The organism is Enterobacter cloacae complex sp. P15RS (assembly GCF_014895905.1).
GTDB lineage: Bacteria > Pseudomonadota > Gammaproteobacteria > Enterobacterales > Enterobacteriaceae > Enterobacter > Enterobacter quasihormaechei.
On record NZ_JADBQL010000023.1, the window covers coordinates 1 to 11,793 of the forward strand.

General features: G+C 44.2%; 11 protein-coding genes. 10 read left to right on the top strand and 1 reads right to left on the bottom strand.

All coding sequences use genetic code 11. The features are described from left to right. From IM267_RS14485 to ugd, 9 genes are all read left to right on the top strand, one after another. The coding region (locus tag IM267_RS14485) for a WzyE family oligosaccharide polymerase (RefSeq protein WP_226848100.1) at positions 1-1,311 on the top strand (1,311 nt) is incomplete at its 5' end. Further along, positions 1,289-2,350: a glycosyltransferase family 4 protein gene (locus IM267_RS14490; RefSeq protein ID WP_226848101.1), complete on the top strand. Its 1,062-nt coding sequence runs from the start codon at positions 1,289-1,291 to the stop codon at positions 2,348-2,350. The genes IM267_RS14485 and IM267_RS14490, both read left to right, overlap by 23 nt. Further along, positions 2,341-3,561, top strand: a complete 1,221-nt coding sequence (locus tag IM267_RS14495) for a hypothetical protein (RefSeq protein WP_193033654.1) — start codon at positions 2,341-2,343, stop codon at positions 3,559-3,561. Before IM267_RS14490 ends, IM267_RS14495 begins: the two co-directional genes overlap by 10 nt. A gap of 1 nt (position 3,562) precedes the next feature. Beyond that, on the top strand, positions 3,563-4,045 hold the full coding sequence (gene pssD, locus IM267_RS14500) for a PssD/Cps14F family polysaccharide biosynthesis glycosyltransferase (protein ID WP_226848103.1): 483 nt from the start codon (positions 3,563-3,565) through the stop codon (positions 4,043-4,045). After that, a complete protein-coding gene (gene pssE, locus IM267_RS14505; RefSeq protein WP_193033656.1) occupies positions 4,042-4,509 on the top strand; it encodes a PssE/Cps14G family polysaccharide biosynthesis glycosyltransferase in 468 nt (155 codons plus the stop codon). Before pssD ends, pssE begins: the two co-directional genes overlap by 4 nt. 173 nt (positions 4,510-4,682) lie before the next feature. Then, positions 4,683-6,089: an NADP-dependent phosphogluconate dehydrogenase gene (gene gndA / locus IM267_RS14510; protein WP_063868360.1), complete on the top strand. Its 1,407-nt coding sequence runs from the start codon at positions 4,683-4,685 to the stop codon at positions 6,087-6,089. 88 nt (positions 6,090-6,177) lie between these two features. Next, a complete protein-coding gene (gene rfbB / locus IM267_RS14515; protein ID WP_193033657.1) occupies positions 6,178-7,263 on the top strand; it encodes a dTDP-glucose 4,6-dehydratase in 1,086 nt (361 codons plus the stop codon). Then, complete coding sequence (gene rfbA, locus IM267_RS14520) at positions 7,264-8,145, top strand: glucose-1-phosphate thymidylyltransferase RfbA (RefSeq protein WP_193033658.1); 882 nt, start codon at positions 7,264-7,266, stop codon at positions 8,143-8,145. It abuts the gene before it with no gap. Between the two features lie 239 nt (positions 8,146-8,384). Continuing rightward, a complete protein-coding gene (ugd, locus tag IM267_RS14525; RefSeq protein WP_003859477.1) occupies positions 8,385-9,551 on the top strand; it encodes a UDP-glucose 6-dehydrogenase in 1,167 nt (388 codons plus the stop codon). A gap of 47 nt (positions 9,552-9,598) precedes the next feature. On the opposite strand, the gene IM267_RS14530 is transcribed toward ugd, so the two are convergent. Next, positions 9,599-10,603 carry an NAD-dependent epimerase gene (locus IM267_RS14530; RefSeq protein ID WP_193033659.1) on the bottom strand — a complete coding sequence of 335 codons (1,005 nt, stop codon included), beginning with the start codon at positions 10,601-10,603 and terminating at the stop codon, positions 9,599-9,601. A 193-nt stretch (positions 10,604-10,796) separates the two neighbouring features. Between IM267_RS14530 and wzzB the strand changes: the two genes are divergently transcribed. Beyond that, positions 10,797-11,777: an LPS O-antigen chain length determinant protein WzzB gene (gene wzzB, locus IM267_RS14535; protein WP_131637796.1), complete on the top strand. Its 981-nt coding sequence runs from the start codon at positions 10,797-10,799 to the stop codon at positions 11,775-11,777. Positions 11,778-11,793: the final 16 nt, after the last annotated feature.

Here is an 11,793-nt window from a genome sequence, read left to right on the forward strand (position 1 = left end):
ATTAGTAATTCTAATATTTTACCTAAATGCAGATTGATGGCATCTCTGTATTTTTTTCTTCCTCTTTTATATATTATTTGCACCATATACTTTATAAAAGGCGTATATATTCGCGTTTTTACTATTTTCTACTTTGTGGTGAATTTTGTATATTATCTATCTGTCTGGATACAGGGTATTCCGCTAGAGGAGGGATATACTCAGGTATTCTGGTTCTCATTCTTAAGCTTATTCGCAATCCATTTATCGTATTTTATAACACCAATAAAAGTGTCCTCACGGTATAATCATTCAGATGATTTATCTAACTTATGGTTCAGAAGTATTAACTCAAGAATATTTGTCGTTTGCGGTCTGATTTTATATATTTTTGCTTTGATGATCTATGTAAAAAATAATGGTGTGGCATTTGGCGGTGGTTACGAAGCTCGTCTTGAACAAAATTCTGGTGGCGGCCTTTCGATTATTCTAATGTACGCATTTGTGCCTTCCTCAATTGTATTCTTTCTTCGTAAACCAACTAAGCTACGCTTTATATTGGCAACCGCATTGGCTATTTTCTGTGGTTCTGTTTACTATTATGTTATAGGCGGCTCAAGAAATGTAATGGGCGCGGCGGTTCTTGCTATAACTTATTTTGCCTATGAGAGAAAAGTACTTCGTATAAATGAAATAGCAATCCTATCAGCATGTTGCTGTGTAGCTTTAATTGTATTAGGTGCTTTACGTTATGGGTCCAGTCTTGATGACGTCATTAGTATGATCCTGTCTGGTTCATCGGTCATGATTTCATTCGCCCTGGATTCTTTCTCTCCGATTTATGCAATAAAAGATATTATTGAATATATTGATAAAACAGGGAATATTCAGTACTTTTCTACCTTCTTCAATGAGTTTGCGATTATTGTTCCTCGTTTTTTATGGGAGTCAAAACCGATTAACTTTTTGAATAACGGCTATTTTTATACAACCTATATCCTAAATATGGATACGCAGTTGACCATATCACCAACGATTGTAGGTAGCTTTATCATTATGTTTGGCACAACTTGGTTTTGGCTTTGGGGACTTATTACAGGAAGTACATTAAAACTCATTGACGCAGTAACCAAAAAAACCAGGATGATTACGATAAAGATTACCTTTATAACCTGCATTGGCTACTGCTTCTTTTGGGTGCGTGACGGTTTAGAAGTGTTTATGTATATCTCATTTAAATTCTTTTTATGCGTAATGATCATTAAAGCGATTAGCACGATAGTTGGTTGTTTATTGAAAAGGCCTTCGAATGAAAATTTTGCTCATAAGTAATATGTATCCAGGTCCGGATACGCCACATCTGGGCGGGTTCGTTAAAAACGCAGCTGATTCGTTGCGTAATAATGGACATGAAATTGAATTGTGTGTTCTTAATAAAATTTCTAAAAGCAAAGTTACTAAAATTTATAACTACCTTGTTTTTTATATCTCCATTTTGGCTAAAGTTCTTTTGACCAAAAGTGATTGTCTTTATTTACACTATGCGTCTCATTGCTATCTGCCGGTAAAAATTGGAAATTGCGTAAGAAGAAAAAAAATTGTGGTGCACGTACACGGTGGTGACGTTAAGCGGCTTAACGGAACCAGCGGCATGTTCTTTCGTATAAAAAAGGCTATTGTGTCCAACGCGTTGAAAAACGCAGTAAAAATAGTGTTTCCCTCAAAGTCTTATCTGGACTTTACCAAAAAAGAGTATCAACTCGATGAACTTAAATGTGCAATAAGCCCCTCTGGCGGCGTTAATACCCAACTCTTTACGTTCAAAAACCGTGAATTCGGTGTTCCGCTTAAACTGCTTTTTGCTGGACGACTCATCAAGAGTAAACGTGTGGATCTGGCAATACAGGCAATTGAAAACCTGTCCGACCACGATAAAAGTAAAATTCATTTAACTATTGTTGGTGATGGTCCAGAACTGAGTTCGTTAGTTAAAAGTGCAGCTCATTTACCAAATATTCAATTTTCTCCTGCCGTAGGGCACGTTCGCTTGGCTGAAATTTTTCAGGAACATGATGTGCTAATCTATCCTTCAGAAAGTGAAAGCCTCGGACTGGTTCCTTTAGAGGCGATGGCTACGGGGATGATTCCACTTTTAAGTAATATCCCCTCTTTCAACGAGTTTGTCGATAATAACCAAAACGGTTTTATTGTTTATGAGGATGGACACTATAAAAATAAAATTGAGCAAATGCTCAATATGTCATCACAAACGCTTCAAGCGATGTCTCATCAGGCTCAGCAAACGGTCTTGAACAGCTATACGAATGAAATAGCGCAAACAAAGCTGCTTGAGGCGTTTAAATGTCTATAATTAATAAATTGATTTGGCTTGGATATACTGTATCTTCTGGAGCAGCAAGGGTTGTGATCTTCTTCTTATTGACTCTTGTGTTTGTCCAAAAAGACATCGCGCTCTTTGCTGTTTATTATTCATTTTTAACTGTTGCAGTGATTTTCCTCGGCCAGGGACTTGGTACAACGCTTATTAAAGACGGCTCTGAAGTGAGCATGAAATACTTTAATTACGTTTTACTCCTTAGTATTGCAGCAGCCTCGATTATTACCTTAGCGTTGGCGACTCCAACGCTAGACTTAAATTCAATTGATACTTTAATATTCGCCGGCTCTCTTGCATGCCTGGCTATCAACCAAATCTTTCGTTATTATTATATTTATTATAAAAAAGCACTGCCCGGCTTAATTTATGATTCGCTTGCGTTGGTTCTTTTCGCGGTAGGTATGCTGCTATGCAAACTACATCTTGTCTCTTTAAAACCTCTTGATATTTTCTTCCTGGCTTACTTTATCGCGACAATCATTAATCAAATTATTTACCATGTATATGTTAAGCGAGCGTGGATAACCGTATCTGATAGCAAGGCTTTTAATAGACTGGATTGGAAGTTCTCCCTAAATGTTGGCTTCGTGGGGCTCATTTCTACAGGGATCGTTTTTCTTTTACCTTACTTTTCGCGAGAGATACTTTCCGATGAATCAATGTCGGTTCTGGGGCTCACTATTAGCATAATTGGGATTATATCTGTCTTCTCACGTGCATACATGAACTACTTTTATCGAGAGTTGGTAGAGTGTGCTAAGTCCAAAGAAGAAAAAGTTTATCGCGCGATCAATAAAAAAGTTATCATCATATCAGCGCTTGTATGCTTTGGTAGCATTCTGCCATTAATCTTTTATGTTAAAATGTCGCTTTCCTACGTTACCTTTAATGAAATAATGGCAATCGTCGTGCCTGTAATGCTTTTTACTCTCTCTTCGCAACTATCATTAGTGCAGTCAAATATAATCTTATTCCTTGGCAAAGAAAAAATCTCACTGATATTTAACTTTTTTGTATTTATTGTGGTTTTGTCATTGTTTTTAGTATGGCAATACTTCATTACTATTTCGGTGATATATCTTATCCCAGTAATGTCTTTATTCCTGATGGTTTTATATTTAATCAGATACGCTTATTTTAGAACCCTGATCAGGACGGCTTTTAAGAATGGAGAAGCAGTTTAACATGAACAAAGAGGATAGCGCTTTATTCATTTACGGCGAGGGAGGACACCGAGCCCAGATGAACAGATTGATGAAAAGAATTGGTGGAGATATAAATAAAAATAAAATCAGTCTCTCAGATTATAAAATTAAGGAAGAGTGGTCTGATAAGCATTATGTCACTCGTGAATTTAGAAATAAATACTCAACGTTTACTAGTGTGCTTCGCTTCAATCAGTTACATCAGATCAAGGTCTGTCTACAGATCCACAAAACTCATCGAATAAAAGTGGTGGTTTCAACTGGACCCGGTGTAGCTCTTATTCCCGCTTTTTATTTTAAATATATCGTCGGCGCAAAAATAATCCATCTCGAAACATGGTCCAGATTCGAAACGAAGTCCTTCACTGGTAGAATCATGTCTTTAATTGCGGATGAGTTTTATGTTCAGCATAAGACGCTTTTAAAACAGTATAAAAAAGCCAAATTTTCCGGAGTGCTATGAAAATTTTAGTGACCGTAGGCACCACTCGGTTTGATAAACTTATCAAGCAAATTGCATCACTTTCAGCGCTTCCACATATGGCCAACCATTTTTTTATGTGTCAAAAGGCGAATGGCCTGTCAAACCCGGAAACGAAAAATTACAAGGAAGTTGAATTTATTCAATCTATTGAAAATGAATATTCTAAATATGATCTTGTAATCAGTCATGCAGGCGCTGGATCAATATTTTCTCTATTAGATCACGAGAAGAAAATCATCATTGCCCCAAATTTAGATCGTTTAGATAAGCATCAGTCTGATATTGCTAAGTATATGGGTGAAAAAGAGTTTGCAATGATTTGTTGGGATATCGACGATCTCGAAAATCTAATCATTAATGCAAGTTCCTTCCAGCCAAAGAAATTTGAGCTAGTACGATTTTTCAAAAATGATGAGTTTATTGACCATATAAATAACGCGTGATAGTGCTCGTTCGCTACAGTCATTTAATAAAATTTGCAGGTAACTTTTGATCATAAAAAATAGTTAATGCTTTTTGAAATTATTTGATAACGACTTTAGTATTGTTTAGAGTTATGAGAAGTGATTCCCAAGCCGCTATCATTCGCGGCGACCACACCTGACAGGAGTATGTAATGTCCAAGCAACAGATCGGCGTTGTCGGTATGGCAGTGATGGGGCGCAACCTGGCGCTCAACATCGAAAGCCGTGGTTATACCGTCTCCGTTTTCAACCGCTCCCGTGATAAGACCGAAGAAGTCATTGCTGAGAATCCAGACAAGAAACTGGTTCCTTTCTACACGGTTAAAGAGTTCGTTGAGTCTCTGGAAACACCTCGTCGTATCCTGTTAATGGTGAAAGCGGGCGCAGGTACCGATGCAGCCATCGACTCCCTGAAACCGTATCTGGATAAAGGCGACATCATCATTGATGGCGGTAATACCTTCTTCCACGACACCATCCGTCGTAACCGTGAACTGTCTGCTGAAGGCTTCAATTTTATTGGCACCGGTGTATCCGGCGGTGAAGAGGGTGCCCTGAAAGGTCCATCCATTATGCCTGGTGGACAGAAAGAAGCGTACGAACTGGTCGCGCCAATCCTGACCAAAATCGCAGCCGTTGCTGAAGATGGCGAGCCGTGCGTGACCTACATCGGTCCTGACGGTGCTGGTCACTATGTGAAGATGGTTCACAACGGCATCGAATACGGCGATATGCAGCTGATTGCTGAGGCATACTCGCTGCTGAAAGGCGGCCTGAACCTCTCTAACGAGGAACTTGCAGAGACGTTCACCGAGTGGAACAAAGGCGAGCTTAACAGCTACCTGATCGACATCACCAAAGATATCTTCACCAAGAAAGATGAAGAGGGTAAATACCTGGTTGATGTGATTCTGGATGAAGCCGCGAACAAAGGCACAGGTAAATGGACCAGCCAGAGCTCTCTGGATCTCGGCGAGCCGCTGTCCCTGATCACTGAATCCGTTTTCGCGCGTTATATCTCTTCTCTGAAAGAGCAGCGCGTTGCGGCATCCAAAGTGCTGTCCGGCCCGCAGGCTAAACCAGCCGGTGACAAAGCTGAATTCGTTGAAAAAGTCCGTCGTGCACTGTACCTGGGTAAAATCGTCTCTTACGCGCAGGGCTTCTCTCAGCTGCGCGCAGCGTCAGACGAGAACAACTGGGATCTGAACTACGGTGAGATCGCGAAGATCTTCCGTGCCGGCTGCATCATTCGCGCTCAGTTCCTGCAAAAAATCACCGATGCCTATGCTGAAAATGCGGGTATCGCCAACCTTCTGCTGGCGCCTTACTTCAAGCAGATTGCAGACGACTATCAGCAGGCGCTGCGTGATGTCGTTGCCTACGCCGTGCAGAACGGTATCCCGGTTCCAACCTTCTCCGCTGCGGTGGCGTATTATGACAGCTATCGTGCTGCCGTACTGCCAGCAAACCTGATTCAGGCACAGCGTGACTACTTTGGCGCGCATACCTATAAGCGTACCGATAAAGAAGGTGTGTTCCACACCGAATGGCTGGATTAATATACGGTTAGCCATGCCATCAAGCCCGGTAGCGATACCGGGCTTTTTTATCTTGCCCGTCCACCTACTGTTTAATGGAATAGATTGCGTGAAAATTCTAGTTACTGGCGGCGCCGGTTTTATCGGTTCCGCGGTTATCCGACATATTATTAGCAATACTCGGGATAGCGTTGTTAACGTTGATAAATTGACCTATGCCGGTAATCTGGAATCCTTGCGCGAAGTGAGTGATAGCGAGCGCTATGTTTTTGAGCATGCAGATATATGTGATAAAGAGGCAATGGCGCGTATTTTTGCTACCCATCAGCCTGATGCGGTAATGCACCTGGCTGCCGAGAGCCATGTCGATCGTTCTATTACCGGGCCCGCTGCGTTTATTGAAACCAATATCGTTGGCACGTATATCCTGTTAGAAACAAGCCGTGCTTACTGGTCTTCACTGGACGAGGCAGCAAAATCTACCTTCCGTTTCCATCACATTTCAACTGATGAAGTTTACGGCGATCTGCCTCATCCCGATGAATGTCATGATTCTTCCCCTTTACCACTGTTTACCGAGAAAACAGCGTACCAGCCAAGCAGCCCTTATTCAGCGTCAAAAGCGTCCAGCGATCATTTAGTTCGTGCCTGGATACGCACCTATGGTTTACCCGGGATTGTAACGAATTGTTCAAATAACTACGGACCCTTCCACTTTCCTGAAAAGCTGATTCCTCTCGTCATTTTGAATGCGCTGGAAAATAAATCATTACCGATTTACGGTAAGGGCGAACAAATCCGTGACTGGTTATACGTTGAGGATCATGCTCGTGCGTTGTATACGGTTCTCACCAAGGGTAAACCGGGAGAAACGTATAATATCGGCGGTCATAACGAGAAGAAAAATATTGAGGTCGTCCAGACCATTTGCGATCTGTTAGATGAAATGGTACCGAAAGAAACATCTTACCGCGCGCAAATTACTTATGTGGCGGACCGTCCTGGACACGACAGACGTTATGCAATTGATGCCCATAAAATTAGCGACGAACTCGGATGGACTCCTCTGGAAACCTTTGACAGCGGCATTCGTAAAACGGTTGAGTGGTATTTGAATAACCAAGAGTGGGTTTCGAACGTGAAAAGCGGCGCCTATAAGAGCTGGATCGAGCAAAATTATGGGGAGCGGAACTGAATGACGAAACGTAAAGGTATTATATTAGCTGGTGGATCGGGTACACGTCTTTATCCCGTCACAATGGCCGTAAGTAAGCAATTGTTGCCAATTTACGATAAGCCAATGATCTATTATCCACTCTCTACGCTCATGCTGGCAGGTATACGGGATATTCTGATTATCAGCACGCCTCAGGACACTCCCCGATTTGAACAACTGCTCGGAAACGGTAGCCAGTGGGGATTGCATATCCAGTACAAAGTGCAGCCGAGCCCGGATGGCCTTGCTCAGGCGTTTATTCTGGGTGAAGAGTTCATCGGTGAGGATAATTGTGCGTTGGTATTAGGCGATAACATTTTCTACGGACACGATCTTCCTCGCCTGCTTGAAGGCGCAGCAAGCCAGCAAGAGGGGGCGACCGTCTTCGCCTATCACGTCAGCGACCCGGAACGCTATGGCGTCGTTGAGTTTGATAAAGACGGCACCGCGATTGGCCTTGAGGAGAAACCTCAACAGCCCAAGAGTAATTATGCAATAACCGGTCTCTATTTTTACGACAACGATGTTATTGAGATGGCCAAAAGTTTAAGCCCGTCCGATCGTGGTGAACTGGAAATTACCGACATCAACCGCATCTATATGCAGCAGGGACGATTGTCCGTCGCGATGATGAGACGCGGTTACGCCTGGCTGGATACCGGCACGCACCAAAGTATGATCGAGGCGAGCAATTTTATTGCCACTATCGAAGAGCGACAGGGTCTCAAGGTTTCTTGCCCTGAAGAGATCGCATTTCGTCGAGACTTTATCGATGCTGAACAACTTCGTGTGCTTGCTGAGCCACTGAAGAAGACCGGATATGGTCAATATCTGCTGAATCTTACCAAGGGATTAGTCTGATTTGACGCAGTAAGCAGTATTCATTTGCGGACTGGCGAGTGCCCTTTAAGGTCTTATTGTCGCTGAAAAACAGGCACTTTGCTTAGTGTGGCGATAAGCCGTTATGATGAGCAAAAACATTTTTCAAAAATCCTGAAACCTTGACAGTGAATGAGTATTAGCGCTAAAAAACTCCTAGTTAATCATTGTGGTGGCCGGAATAAGGCCATCAAAAACTCAAACGTGTAAAAGTCAAACAAATGAAAATAACTATCTCCGGAACAGGCTATGTTGGTCTTTCAAACGGTATCCTGATTGCACAAAACCATGAAGTGGTTGCGCTGGATATCGTGCAGGCAAAAGTGGACATGCTTAACCAGAAGAAGTCCCCAATCGTCGATAAAGAGATTGAAGAATACCTGGCGACCAAACCGCTGAACTTCCGCGCTACCACGGACAAAGAAGACGCATACCGCGATGCGGATTTCGTCATCATTGCCACCCCAACAGACTACGATCCTAAAACCAACTACTTCAATACCTCCACCGTTGAAGCGGTGATCAAAGACGTGACGGCAATCAACCCTAACGCAGTGATGATCATCAAGTCGACGATTCCAGTGGGCTTCACCAAATCGATTAAAGAAGAGTTGGGTATTGATAATGTCTTCTTCTCGCCGGAGTTTCTTCGCGAGGGCAGGGCGTTATACGATAACCTGCACCCATCCCGTATCGTGATTGGCGAGCGTTCCGAGCGTGCGGAGCGTTTTGCTGCACTGCTTCAGGAAGGCGCAATCAAAAAAGACATTCCGGTGCTGTTCACCGATTCCACCGAGGCAGAGGCCATTAAGCTTTTCGCTAACACCTATCTGGCTATGCGCGTGGCCTACTTCAACGAGCTGGACAGCTATGCTGAGAGCTTAGGGCTGAACACCCGTCAGATCATCGAAGGCGTGTGTCTTGACCCGCGTATCGGTAACCATTACAACAACCCGTCATTTGGCTACGGCGGTTACTGCCTGCCTAAAGATACCAAGCAGCTCCTGGCAAACTATCAGGCGGTCCCGAACAACCTGATTTCCGCCATTGTGGACGCGAACCGCACGCGTAAAGACTTCATCTCGGATTCCATTCTCGCGCGTCAGCCGAAAGTGGTTGGCGTGTATCGCCTGATCATGAAGAGCGGTTCCGATAACTTCCGTGCCTCTTCGATTCAGGGCATCATGAAGCGTATCAAGGCGAAGGGCGTGCAGGTCATTATTTATGAACCGGCGATGCAGGAAGACGAGTTCTTCCACTCTCGCGTCATTCGCGATCTGGATGCGTTCAAGAAAGAAGCGGACGTCATTATCTCCAACCGTATGGCGGAAGAGCTCGCGGACGTGAAGGATAAAGTCTATACCCGCGATTTGTTTGGCAGTGACTGATTTAAACTGTGATTTAAAAAACCCGGCATTTTGCCGGGTTTTTTGTTTTAAACGTTATAGAAGTTGCGGTACCAGTCGACGAAGTTTTTCACGCCTTCTTTAACGGAGGTCTGTGGCTTAAACCCAATGACGTCGTACAGCGCTTTAGTATCCGCGCTGGTCTCCAGTACGTCACCCGGCTGGATCGGCATCATATTTTTCACGGCTTCTTTGCCCAGCGCCTCTTCGAGCGCGGTGATGTAATCCATCAGTTCGACAGGTGAACTGTTACCAATGTTATACACGCGATACGGGGCAGAGCTGGTTGCCGGCGAACCGGTTTCGACTGTCCAGTCGGCATCAGCCTGAGGAATGACGTCCTGCAAGCGAATAATTGCCTCTGCAATATCATCGATATAGGTGAAGTCACGTTTCATCTTACCGTAGTTGTATACGTCGATGCTGTTGCCTTCAATCATGGCTTTAGTGAATTTGAACAGCGCCATATCCGGGCGTCCCCACGGGCCATAGACGGTAAAGAAGCGCAGGCCAGTGGTCGGCAGGTTGTACAGATGCGAATAGGTATGCGACATCAGCTCATTGGCTTTTTTGGTTGCCGCATACAGGGATACCGGATGGTCTACGGAGTCGTCAGTAGAAAACGGCATCTTACGGTTGAGGCCGTAAACGGAACTGGATGACGCATACAGAAGATGCTGAACCTTGTTGTGGCGACAGCCTTCCAGCACGTTCAGGTGACCGACCAGGTTAGCATCCGCGTAGGCATGCGGGTTTTCCAGCGAGTAACGCACACCCGCCTGTGCAGCAAGATGGATCGCGCGGTCAAACTTCTCATCAGCGAAGAGGTTTGCCATGCCCTCGCGGTCCGCTAAGTCCAGCTTATGGAAGGTGAAATTCTCGGATTTGAGCAGTTCGAGGCGAGCGAGCTTGAGGTTCGGATCATAGTAATCATTCAGGTTATCAATCCCAACAACCTTATGTCCTGCATCAAGCAGGCGCTTGCTGACATGAGAACCGATAAAGCCCGCCGCGCCAGTTACCAGAAATTTCATAGCTTCCCTCATTCACAGTGTTCTTGTTGATGCCCCAGAGCATCAGAATGCGACTATGATAGCGCGTCGCCTTGAACTTACATAACCCATCTTTCCGATATAACTCATCGGATTCTTATAGAAAATTCTTCAGCAACAGATACACTAAGGGAACAAGATTATTTTTGCCCTTTTTTCATCTGTTAGGGATTGTATGACGCAAAACAACAATAACCTGGTCGCACGTAACAATGACCCGGAGCAAATTGATTTACTTGATGTAATGTTACAGCTGTGGCGTGGTAAGTGGGTGATAGGGGCTTTTATTGCTGCTTTTATCGTTCTTGCTGGCGTTTACATCACTGTAGCCAAAGAGAAATGGACGTCATCTGCCATCATAGCCCAGCCTGATGCGGCTCAAATTGCCACCTATTCCAATGCATTGAATATCCTCTATGGCGGGGCAGCACCTTCCATGTTGGACATTCAGAATCGTGCTATTGGACGTTTTAATTCCTCCTTCTCGGCATTAGCTCAGGCGCTGGAGAATCAGGAAGATCCGGAAAAACTGACTATTGAGCCTACCGTTAAAGGACAAAGTTTGCCTTTAACCGTTAGCTATCAGGGCGAATCCGCTGAAGCCGCTCAAAAGCAATTAGCGCAATACATCCAGCAGGTTGACGAGCAGACGGCAAAAGAACTGACGCTTGACCTCAGAGACAATCTCAAGCAGCAGATTACCACCCTGAACGACTCCCTCCAGAACCAGGAGAAGGTCGCACAGGAGCAAAAAGACCTGCGTATCAAGCAGATTACCGAGGCGCTGAAGAATGCAGAAGCTGCGAAGATCAGCACCCCGCAGCTTCAGCAGACTCAGGATGTTACTCAGGAAACCATGTTCCTGTTGGGTACCGTAGCGCTGAAATCAATGGTTGATAACGAAGCGTCTCGCCCCCTGGTGTTCTCAGGCGCTTACTACCAAACGAAACAGAATTTGCTGGATATTCAGAACCTCAACGTTAACCCAGAGACTATTCACGTCTATCGTTACGTTATGAAGCCAAATCTGCCTATCCGACGCGACAGCCCGAAAATTGCTATTACCCTCATCCTTGCCGTTCTCCTCGGTGGGATTATCGGTTCTGGTGTCGTCCTTGGCCGTAACGCGCTGAGAAACTACAAGCCAAGATCCTGATTTAAAGACAAAAAAA